This is a genomic window from Pseudomonas sp. 2822-15, from assembly GCF_002742515.1.
Taxonomy (GTDB): domain Bacteria; phylum Pseudomonadota; class Gammaproteobacteria; order Pseudomonadales; family Pseudomonadaceae; genus Aquipseudomonas; species Aquipseudomonas salomonii.
In genome coordinates this window covers 189900-209296 of sequence record NZ_LJRY01000183.1, presented here as the reverse complement: position 1 = coordinate 209296, position 19397 = coordinate 189900, and the positions used below count along the sequence as shown (strand labels likewise).

13 protein-coding genes are annotated in these 19397 nt (G+C 60.7%); 6 read left to right on the top strand and 7 right to left on the bottom strand.

Annotated features, from left to right (window positions below):
* Window positions 1-89: 89 nt before the first annotated feature.
* From AOA59_RS13080 to AOA59_RS13070, 3 genes are all read right to left on the bottom strand, one after another.
* Window positions 90-1433 carry a DUF3999 domain-containing protein gene (locus AOA59_RS13080; protein WP_099488072.1) on the bottom strand — a complete coding sequence of 448 codons (1344 nt, stop codon included), beginning with the start codon at window positions 1431-1433 and terminating at the stop codon, window positions 90-92.
* Window positions 1433-4963: a DUF2339 domain-containing protein gene (locus tag AOA59_RS13075; RefSeq protein ID WP_099487734.1), complete on the bottom strand. Its 3531-nt coding sequence runs from the start codon at window positions 4961-4963 to the stop codon at window positions 1433-1435. The genes AOA59_RS13080 and AOA59_RS13075 overlap by 1 nt, the downstream gene beginning before the upstream one ends.
* A 170-nt stretch (window positions 4964-5133) precedes the next feature.
* A complete protein-coding gene (locus tag AOA59_RS13070) occupies window positions 5134-7584 on the bottom strand; it encodes a glycogen/starch/alpha-glucan phosphorylase (RefSeq protein ID WP_099487732.1) in 2451 nt (816 codons plus the stop codon).
* A gap of 236 nt (window positions 7585-7820) precedes the next feature.
* On the opposite strand from AOA59_RS13070, the gene AOA59_RS13065 reads away from it, so the two are divergent.
* A complete protein-coding gene (locus AOA59_RS13065) occupies window positions 7821-8255 on the top strand; it encodes a YkgJ family cysteine cluster protein (RefSeq protein ID WP_017138625.1) in 435 nt (144 codons plus the stop codon).
* 176 nt (window positions 8256-8431) lie between these two features.
* Here AOA59_RS13065 and typA read toward each other — a convergent pair whose 3' ends face one another.
* Both typA and thiI read right to left on the bottom strand, forming a co-directional pair.
* Window positions 8432-10252, bottom strand: a complete 1821-nt coding sequence (gene typA, locus AOA59_RS13060; protein WP_017478180.1) for a translational GTPase TypA — start codon at window positions 10250-10252, stop codon at window positions 8432-8434.
* A 139-nt stretch (window positions 10253-10391) separates the two neighbouring features.
* Window positions 10392-11846 (bottom strand): tRNA uracil 4-sulfurtransferase ThiI, encoded by a 1455-nt coding sequence (gene thiI, locus AOA59_RS13055; RefSeq protein ID WP_065930794.1) that lies wholly within the window; start codon window positions 11844-11846, stop codon window positions 10392-10394.
* Between the two features lie 333 nt (window positions 11847-12179).
* Here thiI and glnA point away from each other — a divergent pair, with 333 nt between their 5' ends.
* Entirely contained in the window at window positions 12180-13586 is a 1407-nt protein-coding gene (gene glnA, locus AOA59_RS13045) for a glutamate--ammonia ligase (RefSeq protein WP_065930795.1), read from the top strand.
* A 70-nt stretch (window positions 13587-13656) separates the two neighbouring features.
* Here the strand turns inward: glnA and AOA59_RS13040 are convergent, their stop codons facing one another.
* A complete protein-coding gene (locus AOA59_RS13040) occupies window positions 13657-13896 on the bottom strand; it encodes a DUF6124 family protein (RefSeq protein ID WP_099487730.1) in 240 nt (79 codons plus the stop codon).
* 541 nt (window positions 13897-14437) lie between these two features.
* Here AOA59_RS13040 and AOA59_RS13035 point away from each other — a divergent pair.
* The 3 genes from AOA59_RS13035 to ntrC all read left to right on the top strand — a co-directional run bounded on the left by AOA59_RS13035 (window position 14438) and on the right by ntrC (window position 17917).
* Complete coding sequence (locus AOA59_RS13035) at window positions 14438-15025, top strand: chorismate mutase (protein WP_256593053.1); 588 nt, start codon at window positions 14438-14440, stop codon at window positions 15023-15025.
* A gap of 373 nt (window positions 15026-15398) precedes the next feature.
* On the top strand, window positions 15399-16484 hold the full coding sequence (gene glnL / locus AOA59_RS13030) for a nitrogen regulation protein NR(II) (RefSeq protein ID WP_017138631.1): 1086 nt from the start codon (window positions 15399-15401) through the stop codon (window positions 16482-16484).
* On the top strand, window positions 16481-17917 hold the full coding sequence (gene ntrC / locus AOA59_RS13025; RefSeq protein ID WP_017138632.1) for a nitrogen regulation protein NR(I): 1437 nt from the start codon (window positions 16481-16483) through the stop codon (window positions 17915-17917). The genes glnL and ntrC overlap by 4 nt, the downstream gene beginning before the upstream one ends.
* A 547-nt stretch (window positions 17918-18464) precedes the next feature.
* On the opposite strand, the gene AOA59_RS13015 is transcribed toward ntrC, so the two are convergent.
* Window positions 18465-18905, bottom strand: coding sequence for a hypothetical protein (locus AOA59_RS13015; RefSeq protein WP_065930798.1), 441 nt, complete (start codon window positions 18903-18905; stop codon window positions 18465-18467).
* Between AOA59_RS13015 and AOA59_RS13010 the strand changes: the two genes are divergently transcribed.
* Window positions 18904-19359, top strand: a complete 456-nt coding sequence (locus tag AOA59_RS13010; protein ID WP_099487727.1) for a tRNA (cytidine(34)-2'-O)-methyltransferase — start codon at window positions 18904-18906, stop codon at window positions 19357-19359. The genes AOA59_RS13015 and AOA59_RS13010 overlap by 2 nt on opposite strands.
* Window positions 19360-19397 lie beyond the last annotated feature (38 nt).

The following is a 19397-nucleotide window of genomic DNA, read 5'->3' as shown; positions in this document are numbered from 1 at the left end:
TCCGGAAAATGGGGGGCTTAAAAACCCGCGCAGTTTAACGCGAGTCGAGGGTTATTTCCTCTAATCAGAGGATTTAACCCCAATAGAGTTCACGGCTTGGCCGCCGGTGCACGCAACAAACTGTAGGCCATCGCCCCTAGCGCCGCCACACCCAGCAGGAGCACGGCCCACAGGCCGAGTTTCTTCCAGTCGGTGCCCGCTTCGGGCGAAACGGCAATCGCAGGCGATTTGACCGTCACGTCGCCTGTGACCGTGGCCTGCCCCAAGCGCTTGAGACGCTCGGCGCTGTAGTCGGGAATCAGCGTCGACAGCGGCAAGTTCGCGGCCTTTACCGACGGGTTGCCCAACGCCAGGGTAAACGGCGGCTCACCGCGCGCCAGGAACACCAACTGCGTGGCGCGCACAGCAAAACGCAATGCCGGCGCTTCCACGCCCAGGCCACCGCCGCGCTCGTCCACCTGCAACTTGAGCTCACCCACGGCCACGCCGGGCAATTGCAATTCATCCTGCACCACGTCCTGGCCGTTCTGGGTCAGGCGATACAACAAGCCATTGCTCAACGGCTGCCAGGCCTGATTGGCTTCCCGCCGCCCCGCCAACGTCACGGGCGCCAGCGTGTTGGGCTGCTTGAGCTCGACGCGCAAGCGCTCCACATGCAGCCCTGTCGGCAGCTGCCAGCTGTATTCACCGGCCTTGAGCCGCGTACCCGACAGCGGCTGCGACCACACCAACGGCAGCGGCAAGCTGCTGCGGGTCGCGCTGACCAGTTTGGCCGACGTCAACTGCGGTGCCGCCTGCCCTTGCCACACCAGGCGTAGATAACGCGCCGTTTGCCCCGGCAAGCTCACGTCATGCTGCTCGACCCGCTCGTCGGCAAACGACAAGCGGGCCACTTGCCCGTCGCCCCACGCCTGCCAGTGCTGCAAGTCATCACTGGCTTCAATGCTGAAACGCTGGAAACCGTCCTGTTCACGGCTCCAGTCCAGGCTCAGCTGCTGCAACGGCGCCTTGATCGAACTGGCGTCCAGCACCCAGCCACGCAACACTTGCGCGCCGGTTTTAGGCGGCAGCACTTGCAGCAAGGTGCCTTCGGCAGTGGACTTCATCACCACATCCGGCACGCTTTCACGGGTGTCGGCGGCGTACAGCGGGAACCACTTCACATCCGTCACGTCGCGGCTTTCGGTGCGTTGCGCGGACTGGCGCGACAGCGCGTAAGCCTGGGGCTCGCCGGCGGCATTGAACACGCGCACATCACCAAGATCCGCCTGGCGTGCGCTCAATTGCACCGACAGCGGCAACGCCAGGCGATACCAAGGCCCGTTGCCACTGACCGCCAACGGCACCTGTGTGGTGAAGTCGGCGGGCGTCTCTTGCGCCCACACCGACAACGTCGAACACATGCCCAACGCAATCACGCTCAACTTACCGATCAAGAGGATGCTCCTTCAGTTTCCAACACCGGCTCGACGCGTTTGGGCGGCAGCGGTGCAAAGTAACCCACCACCAGCAACAGCCCGCCCACACCAATAAACGACACGATCCGCGCCAGCCCGCCACGGTTACTCAGCTCGACAAAGAACAGCTTGGCGACCACCACCGCAATCAACGCCGCGCCGATCAGCCACACTTCGCGACGATGGCGCAGGTGGCCGCCGATCATCAGGCCCAGGGCGATCAGGGTCCAGACCAGCGACAGGCCGGCCTGCACCCACATGGACGCCAGCAAGGCCTCCAGCTGGTACGGCACGCCCACCCAATGGTGGGCGGTGCGCATCACCAAGGCCGTGAAGAAGGCAAACAGCGAAGCCCCCGCGACACCTTGGGCGATCAGCTCTGCACGCGGCCCGCGCTGCGGCGCCACGCTGCGCGACCACAGGTAAATACCCAGCAATGCGAACAGCAGGCCCACGTCCAACGGGTTGAGCAATGGCACGTACGGCAGCGGTTTCGCCGTGCCGTCGCTGAAGATGTTCGCCAACCAGAACCAGCCGAGCATCAATACCGCCAGCGGCAACGCGGCCAGCACACGGTATTCACGCGGGTAGGCCGACACCGGCCACGGCCAGCTGCGCGGTGCCGCCGCCAGCACCAGGTACAGGCTTGGCAGGATCGCCCAACCCAGCCAACGCCAGGCGTTGTACTCGCTCGACAGCAGCAACAGGCCGTAACGCAGCTCCAGCGCCAACACACCGATCAACATCCAGCAGCCGAGCACATGAGCGATGCTCACTACCGTGCCCGGCACCACCGCCGCCAAACGGCGCAGCGCGATGAAATGCACCCCAAACACCGCCAACCACGCCAGCCAGCCGTACTGCGCCGCCGGGTGGTAGTAATCATGGGCAGACACCAGCAACACCACGCCCGCCGCCGGCATCAGCAAGGCGCACAGCATGCCCAGAGATGCCCAGCGCAAACGTGCGGCCAACAGCGCCCAGATCGCCACGCTCACCGCCGCGATACCGAGCAAAAATGCGCCTTGCAGCGCCTGCGGGATAAACCGCAGCACTTCGCCGATCAACGCCAATGCCCACCAGGCCGCGCCCCACACCAGCAGCAGGTCGGACAGGCGTTGCAATTTCAACACGGCAAACACCGGCGCCTGCGGCTCACGTTGCAAGCGCCAGGCGCCCACCATTGCCGCCAGGCCCAGCACCATTGGCGTCCAGAAACCGCTGTGCGCCAGCGGCCGCAAGCCCTCGCTGCTCGACGGCCCGAGCAATTGCGGCACCGCCAACAGGAACGAGGCGCCACCCACGACTTGCAGCAGCAAACCAAACACGAAACTCACGCGTTGTTGCAGGTACAGGCTCAACCAGATGATCAGCAAGCCACTGGCCGCCCATACGCCGCTGGCGCTTTCCCATGGCAGTACAAACAGCACCGCGAGGTTGATCAACACCAAGCCGGCCAGCAGCACCACCGACAACCCGCGCAACAGCCGCGCATCGCCGCGCACCATTTCATCGCGCGCGGCCAACAGCATGCCGCCGACCAACGCCAGGCCGATCAACGAGGCGGTCAACAAGCCGGTCCAGCCGGCACTGAATACCGCGGCCCCATCACCGCCTTGAAGACGCAGGAGGAACAACGCCCCGCCGAGCAATTGCACACCGAAGGCAGCGAACAGGAAGGTGCGCGAGCCGATGCGCAGGCCGACAAACAATGTCAGCAGACCGGCGATTGCCCAACTGATGGCGGTGCCTTGGGTCAGCAACAACAACGGCGCAAGCAGGTACAAAAAGGTCAGGCCCAGGCTCGCCAGCACGGGCAGGCCGTTGCGCTCCCAGCCCGCGGCTTGTTCGGTCGAGGCCTTGCGCAACTGATCGAAGCTGAACAACAGCGCTGCGCCCAGCAACAGCGCGCCCAGTGGGGCACCGTCGAGCAGGGCCAACTCGCCAACGCGCAGTTCGCTGAGGAACGCCAGCGCCGACCCCAACTGTAACAACAGGCCAAACGCGCGAGCCAACGGCCGCTGCTGACGCAAGCCGAGCCAGAAGATACCGGCCCCCTCCACCGCCCAGGCCGCCGCCGTCCAGCGCGCGTCGAGGCCCAGCGGAATCGCCAGGCTGGCAAAGATCACGCCCAGCGCCAGGCAAGTTTCGGCCAGCAGCAAGGCGCGCCCGCCACTCAGCAGGCGCGCCAGGCCCATGTAGATAAGGCCTAAACCCAGTGCACTGAACGCGGCGGCAAACTCCAGGTGCTGCACCACGGCGAACTGCAAGCCAAAGCCTGCCAACGGCGGGCCGAACAGCATGCTGCCATCGACATAATCACCCTTGGCCGCCGACCAGCGCAGCAGCGCCTCACGGCCTTCGGGCGCATCGCCCACCTCTTGCAGCTTGCGGCGGGCGAACAACAGGCCGATGGCCAGGTACATCAGGAAAAACAGGATCAGGAACGGCTCGGTGCTCCACAGCAGTTCCGGCGTGTAGGAACGCATGCCCCAGGCCAACCCTATGCCGAAGGTGCCGACAAATCCGATCAGGTTGAGCAGGCGCCAGGCCTTGAACCACGCGATGGCCAGAATGCCGGCGTTGAGCAAGGCAAAGTAACTGAACAGCGCCACATGGTTGCCGGCGCCGGTTGAGGTCAGAATCGGCGCGGCAAACCCACCCAGCGCCGCTGCGCAGGCCAGGCCGAGGGCATCCTGGGTGATCGCCAGGATGGCCGAGAACACCGTGACCGCCACCAGCAGGCCCAATGCGGCACTCGGGTCGATCAAGGGGTGCAAGCGCATCGCGGCAAACACCGTCAGGTACAACACGGCAATCCCGGTACCTTGCAGCATCAGGCCGTAATTGCTGTTGCGCAGCCGTAACCACCAACCCAGGCCCAACAGGCCGATGGCGGCAGCGGCAACCCCGGCATAACGCAGTTCAATCGGCACCACCACGCCTTCGGTGGCATAACGCAGCAAAAAGGCCAGGCCAAGAAACAGCAGCACCACGCCAACGCGCAGCACGGTGTTGCCGCCGAACAGCCAATTGCGTGCGCCGCCGATGGCGCGCTCGATCAGGTTGGGGCCACGGGGGATAGCAGGTTCTTTCGGCGCGGGGGCCGGGGCCGGTGCCGGCGTCGGCGCCTGGGCCCAGACGTCATCCGGCAACGGCTGGCTGGCCTCGGCCGTCATGGCGACAGGCGCCAGTTCGGCGGGCAATTCCCAGACAAGTTCGGGCCTTTCAACGGCAGGTGCGGGCTCAGGGATGAGGGGTTCGACGATTTCGTTGCGGGTCGGCGTCGGCACCTCCAACTGGCGCAAGCGTTCGCCCAAGGCGATCAGCGCCTTCTGCGTGGTTTCCAACTGACGCGCTTGTTGCTCCGCCTGGGCCGACAGCCTGGACAGGCGAATCGCCTGGCCAATGCCCAAGCCCAGCAATGCACCGATGCCGGCGTCCGAAAACGACTCATCGAACGCCCAGCCGAGCGCCAGGCCAATCAGCATGAAAATCCATTGCATGGTCGATATCCCTAAGCAGCCCGAGGCGGGCAAACCGGGGCCTAGTATATCGACGCAAAGCTAATGTGGGAGCGGGCTTGCTCGCGATTGCGGTGTATCAGTCGACATATTTGCCAACTGACACTGCGCCATCGCGGGCAAGCCCGCTCCCACAGGGGGTCTTGCGGTGTTTAGTCGAGGGCTTTCCAGATCTCGGTGGCGTATTCGCGGATGGTACGGTCCGAGCTGAACCAGCCCATGCGCGCCGTATTGAGCACCGCCGAGCGCCACCAGGCCTTGGAATCATGCCAATGCGCCTCGACCCGCGCCTGGGCGTCCCAGTAGGCGTCAAAGTCGGCGCATACCAGGAAGCGGTCGTAGTCGATCAGCCCGTCGATCAAGCCCACATAACGGCCCGGATCATCCGGCGAAAACACCCCGCCACGGATCGCTTGCAGCACATCGTTAAGGCGATGGGAGGCGGCAATATCCGGCCCGGCGTTGAACTCACCGGCGTGCTTGCGCGCTTCGACCTGTTGGGCGCTGAGACCGAAGATAAACATATGCTCGGCGCCCACGCGTTCGTGCATCTCTACGTTGGCGCCGTCCATGGTGCCGATGGTCAGCGCGCCGTTGAGGCCGAACTTCATGTTGCTGGTGCCCGACGCCTCAAAACCGGCAGTGGAAATCTGCTCCGACAAATCCGCCGCCGGAATGATGCTTTCCGCCAGACTGACGTTGTAGTTGGGCAGAAACACCACCTTGAGCAAGCCGCGCACGGTCGGGTCGTTGTTCACGGTACGGGCGATGTCGTTGGTCAACTTGATGATCAACTTGGCCTGGTGATAGCTGGCGGCCGCCTTGCCCGCGAAAATTTTCACGCGCGGCACCCAATCGGTGCCTGGCTCGGCGCGGATTGCCTGGTACAAGGCCACGGTGTGCAGCAGGTTCAGCAACTGGCGTTTGTATTCGTGAATCCGCTTGACCTGCACGTCGAACATCGCCGCCGGGTTCACCGAAATGCCCAGCCGCTCGTGGATGATCTCGGCCAGTGCCCTCTTGCTGTGCAAGCGCTGCTCGGCGAAGGCTTTGCGGAACGCCTGCTTCTCGGCGAACGGCTCCAGTTCCACCAGGCGTTCTTCGGGCTTGTCGAGAATGTCCGGGCCCAAGGCTTCCACCAGCATCTCGGTGAGCTTGGGGTTGGCCTGGTACAGCCAACGGCGGAAAGTAATGCCGTTGGTTTTGTTATTGATGCGCTCCGGGTACAGCTTGTGCATTTCAGAGAACACCGTGCTGCGCATCAACTGGGTGTGCAGCCCGGAAACGCCGTTGACGCTGTGGGAGCCCAGAAACGCCAGGTTACCCATGCGCACGCGGCGGCCATTGTCTTCTTCGATCAGGGACACGGCGCGCAATACGTCGAAATCGTGGATGCCCTTGGCGCGCAGCGAATCGATATGCTGGGCGTTGATCAGGTAGATGATCTGCATGTGCCGAGGCAGCATGCGTTCCATCAAACCGACAGGCCAGGTTTCCAACGCTTCGGGCAACAAGGTGTGATTGGTGTAGGAAAGGGTTTCAACCGTCACATCCCACGCGGCTTCCCACGGGATGTCATGCAGGTCGACCAGTTGGCGCATCAGCTCAGCCACGGCGATGGACGGGTGCGTGTCGTTGAGCTGAATCGCGGCGTGTTCGCCCAGGCTGAGGACCGAGCCGTGCATGTTCTTGTGGCGGCGCAGCAAGTCTTGCAGCGAGGCGGAAACGAAGAAGTATTCCTGGCGCAGGCGCAATTCCTGCCCTGCTTCGGTGCTGTCGGCCGGGTAAAGCACTCGGGAGATGCTTTCGGCGCGGGCCACTTCCGCTACGGCGCCCAAATGGTCACCGGCGTTGAAGCGCTCCAGGTGCAGGTCTTCTACCGCACGGGCACGCCACAGGCGCAGGGTGTTCACGCTGGCGCCGCGCCAGCCGACCACCGGCGTGTCGTACGCCACGGCGCGCACGGTTTCGTTGGGCGTCCATACCTGGATCATCTTGCCGGAGGCGTCCGCCAGGGTTTCGACGCTGCCGCCAAAGCCGATCGGGTAGATCACTTCGGCGCGCTCGAACTCCCACGGGTTGCCGAAATCCAGCCAGCGTTCGGTCTGCTCCTGCTGCCAGCCGTCGACGATCGCCTGGCGGAACAGGCCGTGTTCATAGCGGATGCCATAGCCGTGGCCGGCAATGCCCAGGGTCGACATGCTTTCCATAAAGCACGCGGCCAGGCGGCCCAGGCCACCGTTGCCGAGCGCCGCGTCGGGCTCCAAGAGGCGGATGCGCTCCAAATCCACACCCAGTTCGGACAGGGCTTCGCGGGCAATCTCCAACACACCCAGGTTGCTCAGGCTGTCGTAGAGCAAACGGCCGATCAGGAATTCCAGCGAGAGGTAATACACCCGCTTCTGGCCTTTGCGGTAGATGCGCCGCGTGTGGTTCATCCAGTGGTCGACCATCTGGTCGCGTGCGGCCAGGGCAATGGCTTCGAACCAGTCGTGGTCGAAGGCGTGATCCGGGTCCTTGCCCACCGCGTAAGTGAGTTTGGTCAAGACAGCATCGCGGAATGCGGCTACCTCTGCTTCTCGTGCAAGCGGTTCCTGAGACATCGGTGCGACCTCGGGCGAGATTGAAGGAGTTGCTAGAGCCTAGTCGGTCTGACAGACGGTAGACGTGCTGGTTCGGCAGTTTTTTAACTCATTCACCATTGCCGGAAATTGATGCAGGGGCCGTGCCTGCTTTTCACCCCTGCACCGTTGGAGATGAAATCTGCAAAATATTGTTCAAAAAACCACCAATCCCGGTATGATCGCGCGCCCGGATACAGCCCCACCTTGGAACCTTGATGAAGCCTCAACTGATCGCCGCCGCGGAACTCGACCGTCTAGAGACCTGGCAGAAATATTCCGCCCACATGTGCGGCGGCTGCGTGTCCAGCTGCTGCACGCTGCCGGTCGAGGTGAAGATCAAGGACCTGATCCGCATTGGCATCGTCGATGAGTTCGAGCGCGGCGACCCGCCGAAGAACATCGCCAAGCGTTTGCAAAAAGAAGGCATCGTCGAGCGTTACAACAACAAATCCGAGATCTTTACCCTCCAGCGCATGAGCAACAACGACTGCCTGTACCTGGATCGTAAGACGCGCTTCTGCACTATTTATGACAAGCGCCCGGATACTTGCCGCAACCACCCGAAAATCGGGCCACGGCCGGGGTATTGCGCGTACAAGCCCAAAGAAGTGGTGCGCGAGACCAATTTGCGGACCCTCGACAAGTTCTGATGATCATTCCCACGCTCCGCGTGGGAATGCAGCCCTGGACGCTCTGCGTCCGCCCTTAAAAGCGGGACGCGGAGCGTTCCAAGCGGCATTCCCACGCAGAGCGTGGGAACGATCAGGCATAAAAAAACGCCCCCGGCCTTTCGACCGGGGGCGTTTTTCATTCAGCCTGAGTTAACTCAGTTCTTGGCTTTCTTGGCAGCGCGGGTACGCTCGCCTTCGTCCAGGATCTTCTTACGCAGGCGGATCGACTTAGGCGTAACTTCGCACAGCTCGTCGTCCTGGATGAATTCCAGGGCCTGTTCCAGGGTGAAGCGAACAGGTGGGACCAGAGCGATGGTTTCGTCTTTGCCCGAAGCACGCATGTTGTCGAGCTTCTTGCCTTTGGTTGGGTTAACGCCCATGTCGTTGTCACGGCTGTTCAGACCAACGATCTGACCGTTGTAGATCTCTTGACCGTGTTCAACGAACAGCTTGCCACGTGCCTGGAGGGTTTCCAGGGAGTAGGTCAGCGCCTTGCCGGTTTCTACCGATACCAGAACACCGTTCTGACGGCCGGACATGTCGCCGGACTTCATGGTGTCGTAGCGATCGAAGATCGAGGTCAGGATGCCAGCACCGTTGGTCAGGGTCAGGAACTGGTTACGGAAACCGATCAGACCACGAGCAGGGATGTTGTATTCCAGACGTACACGGCCTTTGCCATCCGGCACCATGTTGGTCAGGTCGCCCTTACGCAGGCCCATCTCTTCCATGACCTTGCCCTGGGATTCTTCAGGGGTGTCGATGGTGACGTTTTCGAACGGTTCCTGCTTCACGCCGTCAACCTGACGGATGATCACTTCAGGACGACCAACGCCCATTTCGAAGCCTTCGCGACGCATGGTTTCGATCAGTACCGAGAGGTGCAGCTCACCACGGCCGGAAACCTTGAACTTGTCAGCCGAGTCGCCTTCTTCAACGCGCAGAGCAACGTTGTACAGCAGCTCTTTGTCCAGACGTTCCTTGATGTTACGGGAAGTCACGAACTTGCCTTCTTTACCGCAGAAAGGCGAGTCGTTTACCTGGAAGGTCATGGAAACGGTTGGCTCGTCAACGGTCAGAGGCTTCATCGCCTCGACGGTGTCCGGCTGGCACAGGGTGTCGGAGATGAACAGCGAGTCCATACCGCTCACGCAAACGATGTCGCCAGCGAAAGCTTCTTCAACGTCGATACGGTGCAGACCGTGGTGACCCATCAGCTTCAGGATACGGCCGTTACGCTTCTTGCCGTCGGCGCCGATGGCCACGACTGGAGTGTTCGGCTTGACGCTACCACGGGCAATACGGCCAACGCCGATAACACCCAGGAAGCTGTTGTAGTCCAGTGCCGAGATTTGCATCTGGAACGGGCCTTCACGGTCAACCTTCGGCGGTGGAACGTGGTCAACGATGGCCTGGTACAGCGGGGTCATGTCTTCCGCCATGGCGGTGTGTTCCAGACCGGCAATACCGTTCAGGGCCGAAGCGTAGATGACTTGGAAGTCCAGCTGTTCTTCGGTAGCACCCAGGTTGTCGAACAGGTCGAAAATCTGGTCCAGAACCCAGTCCGGACGCGCGCCTGGACGGTCAACCTTGTTGATGCACACGATCGGACGCAGGCCGGCTTCGAAAGCCTTCTTGGTCACGAAACGGGTTTGCGGCATAGGGCCGTCTTGAGCGTCAACCAGCAGCAGAACGGAGTCAACCATCGACATTACGCGTTCTACTTCGCCGCCGAAGTCGGCGTGGCCCGGGGTATCCACGATGTTGATGTGGTAGCCGTTCCAGTTGATAGCGGTGTTTTTAGCCAGGATGGTAATACCGCGCTCTTTTTCCTGGTCGTTGGAGTCCATCACGCGCTCGTCGTTGAGCTCGTTGCGCTCCAGGGTGCCGGATTGACGCAGGAGTTTGTCTACCAGGGTGGTTTTACCATGGTCAACGTGAGCAATGATGGCGATGTTACGTAGATTTTCGATCACTTGTGTATCTCGATCAGAGGATTCGGTGTGCTGACAGGTCGTGGCAGCGATTAACAGTAGAGTCAGGCCTTGCCGTTACAGCTTGACGGCAGAGTCGGGGGGCCGGTGACGCAGGCCACAGGCAAACAGCCCCGGGCTCTTAGCTCGGTCGATAAACGCGCACATTGGCATACCCCTCACTGAGCAAATGGTGGGCATGCAGGCGACTCATCACGCCTTTGTCGCAATACAGCAGGTACTGACGGCTGTTATCCAGTTCCTTGAAGCGCGCGTTCAATGCGTAGAACGGCAGCGCTTGCACGTCGATGCCAGCGATTTCCAGCGGCTCATCCTCGGCGGCATCCGGGTGACGGATGTCGACGACGATCTGGCCGGCCAGGGCTTCGCTGACTTCTTCGATTTGCACATCCTGGCCCAACTCATCGATGACGCGATCGATCGGGACCAGTTTGGCGTTCTCAAGCGCACGTTCAAGAATCGCCATATCAAACTGTTGTTCTTCATACTCCACGCGGTTGCGCTTGGCGTGGGTCTTGGGGTTCACCGAAATGACCCCGCAATATTCAGGCATGTGCTTGGCAAAGTCGGCTGTGCCGATTTCTTCTGCCAGGTCGATGATGTCCTGCTTGTGGCTGGCGATCAGCGGGCGCAAGACCAGCTTCTCGGTGACGCAATCAATCAGCGACAGGTTCGGCAGTGTCTGGCTGGAGACCTGGGAGATCGCTTCACCGGTCACCAACGCGTCGATCTGCAACTGATCGGCGATTCGGGACGCAGCGCGCAACATCATACGCTTCAATACCACGCCCATATGACTGTTATCGACTTTGCCGAGAATTTCGCCCAGCACTTCCTCGAACGGCACGCTTACAAATAGCACGCGCTGGGAGCTGCCGTACTTCTTCCAGATAAAGTGCGCGACTTCCATCACGCCCAATTCGTGTGCACGCCCGCCCAGGTTAAAAAAGCAGAAGTGGCTCATCAGGCCGCGGCGCATGATCTGGTAGGCCGCCACCGTGGAATCGAAACCGCCGGACATGAGTACCAGGGTCTGTTCCAGGGCGCCCAGCGGGTAGCCGCCGATGCTGTTGTGCTGGCTGTGGATCACAAACAACCGTTGGTCGCGAATTTCCATGCGCACTTCAATTTGCGGCGCTTTGAGGGAAATTCCGGCGGCGCCGCACTCGCGACGCAGCTTGCTGCCGACGTATTTCTCCACATCCATGGAGCTGAAGGTGTGCTTGCCGGCGCGCTTGCAGCGCACCGAAAAGATCTTGCCTTCCAGCGACTCACCGTAGTGCTGTTTGCACTTTTCGGTGATGTCGTCGAAGTCGCCCAACGGGTACTCATCCACCTGCAGGAAATGCGCGATACCCGGCATGCAGCTCAGGCGCTCGGTCATGTCCTTCAAGGCTTTGGCGTCGGTAATGCGGGTTTCCAGCTCGAGGTTGTCCCACACGCCGTTCACCACCACAGCCGGGTCCAGGTCGCGGAGCACGGCACGGATGTTCTTGGCCAACTGACGGATGAAACGCGTCCGTACCGGTCGGCTTTTGATGGTGATCTCGGGGAAGACTTTTACGATTAATTTCATGGAAACAGCGCGCGCCGGGCCTGCTGAAAAAGGGGGGCGCGGATTATAGCGGAAATCGCTCAAGGTTTAACCAGTTAATATGCATCACAGATACAACGCACCAAAACGGGTCATTTGCGCAAATTAACGCTACATTGCAGTGCGTTATTTATTCCGCTTCAGCGGATTGCACCGTTATAGGGGCCATTTTGAGGCAAAAAGGCCATGTTGGCGCACTGGCATGCAATTTGCTCTCTTGTGAGGCAGGTTGCCTTGGTCGAGTATTCGCGCCGGCATCACCCACATTCTAAGGGCTAACTCCACTACCCAGCCCGAAGCCACCCGGAGGACACCATGTCGAAGTCGGTTCAACTCATCAAAGATCATGACGTTAAATGGATTGATCTGCGCTTCACGGACACTAAAGGTACTCAGCACCACGTGACCATGCCGGCTCGCGACGCGCTGGATGATGCGTTCTTCGAAGAAGGCAAAATGTTCGACGGTTCCTCCATTGCCGGCTGGAAAGGCATCGAAGCTTCCGACATGATCCTGATGCCGGACGACAGCACTGCCGTACTCGACCCGTTCACCGAAGACCCAACCCTGATCATCGTCTGCGACGTGATCGAGCCTTCGACCATGCAAGGCTACGACCGCGACCCACGTGCGATCGCCAAGCGCGCCGAGGAATACCTGAAGTCGACCGGTATCGGCGACACCGTATTCGTAGGCCCGGAGCCGGAATTCTTCATCTTTGATTCGGTCAAGTTCAAGTCCGACATCTCCGGCTCCATGTTCAAGATCTTCTCCGAACAAGGTTCGTGGATGTCCGACCAGGACATCGAAGGCGGCAACAAAGGCCACCGTCCAGGCGTCAAAGGTGGTTACTTCCCGGTTCCGCCGTTCGACCACGACCACGAAATCCGTACCTCCATGTGCAACGCCATGGAAGAGATGGGCCTGGTCATCGAAGTTCACCACCACGAAGTGGCGACTGCCGGCCAGAACGAAATCGGCGTGAAGTTCAACACCCTGGTAGCCAAGGCTGACGAAGTTCAGACCCTGAAGTACTGCGTACACAACGTGGCGGATGCCTACGGCCGTACCGCTACCTTCATGCCTAAGCCACTGTACGGCGATAACGGTTCGGGTATGCACGTTCACCTGTCCATCGCCAAAGATGGCAAGAACACCTTCGCTGGCGAAGGTTATGCCGGCCTGTCCGACACTGCCCTGTACTTCATCGGCGGTATCATCAAGCACGGTAAGGCCCTGAACGGCTTCACCAACCCGTCGACCAACTCCTACAAGCGTCTGGTCCCAGGTTTCGAAGCACCGGTAATGCTGGCCTACTCGGCGCGTAACCGTTCCGCTTCGATCCGTATTCCTTACGTGTCCAGCCCGCGCGCTCGCCGTATCGAAGCTCGCTTCCCGGACCCGGCAGCCAACCCATACCTGGCCTTCGCTGCACTGGTAATGGCTGGCCTGGACGGTATCCAGAACAAGATCCACCCTGGCGACGCCGCCGACAAAAACTTGTACGACCTGCCGCCTGAAGAGGCCAAAGAGATCCCACAAGTGTGCGGCAGCCTGAAAGAAGCCCTGGAAGAGCTGGACAAGGGCCGTGCGTTCCTGACCAAAGGTGGCGTATTCAGCGACGACTTCATCAACGCTTACATCGAGCTGAAAAGCGAAGAAGAAATCAAAGTACGCACCTTCGTACACCCACTGGAATACGAGCTGTACTACAGCTGCTGATCCGGTAGCGCCGCTTAACGTGGCGTAACGAAAAAGACCTCCTTCGGGGAGGTCTTTTTTTGCCTGGCGTTTAGCGAGCCGGGGCGTGGCGGTCGAGCAGTTTGCCCACCATCAAGGTGCCGAGGGCACTGAGCTGGTGAATCGCCAGGACGGTATCGGGGTGCTTGCCTTCCAGCGCTTCGGACAAATCAAGCAACAAGGTGCTGACCGAGGTAAAGGCTTCGAAGCTGTTGACCAGCAGGGATTCGTCGTCGCTGTCGGGGTCGATGGCGATAACCGATGGAGGTGGATTTGGGGTTGCCTTGAACATGTCTTAACTTCCTCGAATGAGGCCGCCATCGACTCGCTACTAAACGAGGGTGGCAGCTGTGCGCAGGTTAGTAGACCGGGGAAGTTAAGCAAAAGCCGGCGCACCCGAAGGTGCCCTACGCACAGCCGCCATAAAGGTCGGAGTGGTACGACTTAACTTAACCCTCAGGCTACTAAACCTGATCGCTGATAAGCAGCGACCGAGCAACCTTAGAGACGACAAGCCAGCCGTACAAGCCGGCGGATTCTGGCGCACCTGTAGGCAAGCACGCAAGTTAAGGTAGCCTCTGGCTGACGCCGCTGCAGGCCTGCAACCCGATTAAAAATGTGGGAGCTGGCTTTATGTGGCGAGCAGGCTTGCCCTGCGTTGGGGTGCGCAGCAGCCCTAATACCTGTGGACGAGTTTTAACTGAAAGATCGCATTAAGCCGGAGGCTGCTGCGCAGCCCAACGCAGGGCAAGCCTGCTCGCCACAACAACGCACTTCCTCAGATTTTGTGTCGATATCCATGACGCGATAGCGCACTGCCTGCCACCTGATGTATGACTGACCCACACAATCGCGGGCAAGCCCGCTCCCACAGGAGATCCGCTTTGAAACATCGACTTGTGTTCGCTCTGTTATTTGTCAGCGTCAGTGCGAGTGCGGCGCCGCCCACTCTGGAACCCTTGCTCAACAGCATCGCCGAGCGCCTGGAGATTGCCGATCAGGTAGCCCTGAGCAAATGGGACAGCCACAAGCCCGTAGAGGACAAAAAGCGCGAACAGGAAGTGATCGCCAGCGTCGCCGCCCAAGCGCCCAACTACAAACTCGACCCTTCCGCCGCTGAGCAGTTTTTTTCGGCGCAGATCGAGGCCAACAAGCTGGTGCAATACACCCACCTGTCCGACTGGCAGTTCCAGGGCAAGGCCCCCGACGACCCGCGCCCGGATCTGGTGAAGCAGATTCGGCCGCAACTGGACCAACTGCAAAAAACCCTCCTGCAGCAACTGGCCGACTTCACCCCGCAGCGCACCGACCCGCAATGCCCGCAGTGGTTGGCCACCGCCGTGCATGAGCCGCTGAATGATCCGCTGCGCCAACTGGCAATGATCCGCGCCACCGCCGAGCTGTGCATCTACAAAGGTTAAAGCCTGCAAACCCATTCAAAACTGTGGGAGCTGGCTTGCCTGCGATAGCGGCGGCACATTCAACATCGCTATCGCAGGCAAGCCAGCTCCCACATTGACCCAGTTCCTCCAGACAATTTTTCGCCAGCCATCACTTCCTGAACAACCTTCACAAAACCGCACTATATTGGTGCGACAGCCTGCACACTTCCCACCCGTCCAGCCCATTTTGGTTCGATTCTTCTCGATCACGCTGGCAGAACGCCACAGTTTCGCGCCTAAAACCCTTATTTCAGGGGTTTAACGCTTCTTTTCGGAGCCTTGGTTTGGTTTTTGCATTTTCCTTGTATCAGCGTGTGCCTCAAGCCCGCGCCTTGCTCCAAAAGAGGTCCCGATGACCATCAGCGATGCACTGCACCGTTTGTTACTCGACAACCTGACCACCGCGACCATCCTGCTCAATGACGACTTGCGTCTTGAGTACATGAACCCGGCAGCGGAGATGCTCCTGGCCATCAGCGGCCAGCGCAGCCATGGGCAGTTCATCAGCGAATTGTTCACCGAGTCGGCCGAGGCCTTGAGTTCGTTGCGCCAGGCCGTGGAGCAGGCGCACCCGTTCACCAAGCGCGAAGCGATGCTCACCGCCCTCACCGGCCAGACGCTGACCGTCGACTACGCCGTGACCCCGATTTTGAGCAATGGCGCGACCCTGCTGTTGCTCGAAGTGCACCCGCGCGACCGTCTGCTGCGCATCACCAAAGAAGAAGCGCAGCTGTCCAAGCAGGAAACCAGCAAAATGCTGGTGCGCGGCCTGGCCCACGAGATCAAAAACCCCCTCGGCGGCATTCGCGGCGCGGCGCAGCTGCTGGCCCGTGAGTTGCCGGAGGAACACCTCAAGGACTACACCAACGTCATCATCGAGGAGGCCGACCGCCTGCGTAACCTGGTGGACCGCATGCTCGGCTCCAACAAGTTGCCGTCCCTGGCGATGACCAACGTGCACGAAGTGCTGGAGCGCGTGTGCCAGTTGGTCGAGGCCGAAAGCCAGGGCTGCATCACCCTGGTGCGCGATTACGACCCGAGCATTCCCGACGTATTGATCGACCGCGAGCAGATGATTCAAGCGGTGCTCAATATCGTGCGCAACGCCATGCAGGCCATCAGCAGCCAGAACGAGCTGCGCCTGGGCCGCATCAGCCTGCGCACCCGCGCCCTGCGCCAGTTCACCATCGGCCATGTGCGCCATCGCCTGGTGACCAAGGTCGAGATCATCGACAACGGCCCAGGCATTCCTGCGGAACTGCAGGAAACCATCTTCTTTCCCATGGTCAGTGGCCGCCCGGACGGTACCGGGCTGGGCCTGGCCATTACCCAGAACATCATCAGCCAGCACCAGGGCCTGATCGAATGTGAGAGCCATCCCGGCCACACCACGTTCTCGATCTTCCTGCCATTGGAACAAGGAGCCCCCACGACATGAGCCGTAGTGAAACTGTCTGGATCGTCGATGACGACCGTTCTATCCGCTGGGTCCTCGAGAAAGCCTTGCAACAGGAAGGCATGACCACCCAGAGCTTCGACAGCGCCGACGGGGTGATGAGCCGCCTGGCGCGCCAGCAGCCGGACGTGATCATCTCCGACATCCGCATGCCCGGCGCCAGTGGCCTGGACTTGCTGGCGCGCATTCGCGAGCAGCATCCGCGTTTGCCGGTGATTATCATGACCGCGCACTCGGACCTGGACAGCGCTGTCGCGTCGTATCAGGGCGGCGCCTTTGAATACCTGCCCAAGCCGTTCGATGTGGACGAGGCGGTGGCGCTGGTCAAGCGCGCCAACCAGCACGCCCAGGAACAACAAAGCCAGGAAGCCCCGCCAGCCCTGACCCGCACCCCGGAAATCATCGGTGAGGCACCGGCGATGCAGGAAGTGTTTCGCGCCATCGGGCGTTTGAGCCACTCCAACATCACCGTGTTGATCAACGGCGAGTCGGGCACCGGTAAAGAGTTGGTGGCCCACGCGCTGCACCGTCACAGCCCACGGGCGGCCTCGCCGTTTATCGCGCTGAACATGGCGGCGATTCCGAAGGACTTGATGGAGTCCGAGCTGTTCGGCCATGAAAAGGGCGCGTTCACCGGCGCGGCCAACCTGCGTCGCGGGCGCTTTGAACAGGCGGACGGCGGCACGCTGTTCCTGGATGAAATCGGCGATATGCCAGCGGATACCCAGACACGCTTGCTGCGCGTATTGGCAGATGGCGAGTTCTACCGCGTTGGCGGGCACACGCCGGTCAAGGTCGATGTGCGCATCATTGCGGCGACGCACCAGAATCTGGAAACGTTGGTACACGCGGGCAAATTCCGTGAGGACTTGTTTCACCGTTTGAACGTGATTCGTATCCACATCCCTCGGATGTCGGATCGCCGCGAAGACATTCCGACCCTGGCCCGCCACTTCCTCAGCCGCGCCGCGCAAGAATTGGCGGTGGAGCCGAAGCTGCTCAAAAGCGAGACCGAGGAATACCTGAAAAACCTGCCGTGGCCGGGCAACGTGCGTCAGCTGGAGAACACCTGCCGCTGGATCACGGTGATGGCGTCCGGGCGTGAAGTGCACATCAGCGACCTGCCGCCGGAGCTGTTGAGCCTGCCGCAGGATTCGGCACCGGTGACCAACTGGGAACAGGCGCTGCGCCAATGGGCCGACCAGGCCTTGGCACGCGGCCAGTCCAACCTGCTGGACAGCGCCGTGCCGGCGTTCGAGCGGATCATGATCGAAACCGCCCTGAAGCACACCGCCGGCCGCCGCCGCGATGCCGCTGTGTTGCTGGGTTGGGGCCGCAATACCTTGACGCGCAAGATCAAGGAGTTGGGCATGAAGGTCGATGGTGGGGATGATGATGAGGGAGATGAAGCCTAAATCTCAAAACCACTGAAGAACCCATGTGGGAGCTGGCTTGCCTGCGATAGCATCACCAAGGTGTAACTGACACACCGAGGTGCCTGCATCGCGGGCAAGCCCGGCTCCCACACAAAGCAGCTCCCACATTTATTTTGTGTCAGGCCAAACGACTGTGCACCGCTTCAATGCACCATGAACTAGCATCGCGCACATCCAGCCAGCCAGAAACACCCGCCTAATCAAGAAAATATTAAATCGCAAAAACACCAAAGCCCCGTATTCCGGGGCTTTGCGCTTTCTGGCGTAATTTTTTGGCGCACATTTCAACTTCTGGCACGCGCCCTGCAATAACCCTTACATCACCCAGTTTCGGGGACCTTGGTACAGGCAGGCCGAGAATCCCCTCTTTACACCCGGGGTGCTTGATGCGGATCGCGTCGCGCCCCACACCCGTTTCGGGAACCTCGGTACAGGCAGGCCGGGGATTCCCTCTTTAACACCGAAGCCTTCATGGCTTCACCCCGTTTTGGGAGCCCTGGTACAGGCAGGCCGGGAACTCCCTCTTTTATTGCTCTTGGAGATGGATCTCCAGCCGCCAGCGGCCATCAGCCTTCTCGCCTTTCCACTCCCCGCGCAACGGCCGAGCCGCCACCAGGTTCAGCAGCAAGCCGCCATCGGTTTTGCGAACCCGCCAGTTCACGTCCTTGTCGTTGACCTTGAGTTGCCCGCTGGCAGCCTTGCCTTGCGCGTCGAACAACACTGCAACGGTGCCGTCGACGTGTTCGCCGTGCAGCTTGGGTTCGCTGTTGAACCACACCACCACGCCGTCTGCCGCTGTTTCTACCTGCTGCAGTTCGACCGGATCCGGCGTGGTCAGGCGGCCGATCATCAGCCCGATCATCAAACCAACAATTGCCAATGAGCCCATCACCCGTGGCAATAGCTTCGGCCTTGGGTCGTCTTCAGGGGTAGAATGCAGCGCATCTTTGCCTTCGGAGCCGTGCATGTTTCACGTCATCCTTTTTCAACCAGAAATTCCGCCGAATACCGGCAACGTTATCAGGCTGTGCGCCAACAGTGGCTGCCACCTGCATTTGATCGAGCCGCTGGGCTTTGACATGGACGACAAACGCCTGCGCCGCGCCGGGCTGGACTACCACGAGTACGCCACGCTCAAGCGCCACGCCGACCTCGCCAGCTGCCTGGAGAGTTTGGGCAACCCGCGGCTGTTCGCGTTCACCACCAAGGGCTCGCGGCCGTTTCATGATGCCAGCTTTGCCGAAGGCGACGCCTTCCTGTTCGGCCCGGAAAGCCGTGGCCTGCCGGCGGAGGTGCTTGATGCACTGCCTGAGGGCCATCGTCTGCGCCTGCCGATGCGCGAGGGTTGTCGCAGCTTGAACCTGTCCAACACCGTGGCCGTTGCGGTCTACGAAGGCTGGCGCCAGCTCGGCTTCAAGTAACGCATAAACAAAATGTGGGAGCAGACCTGTGTGGGAGC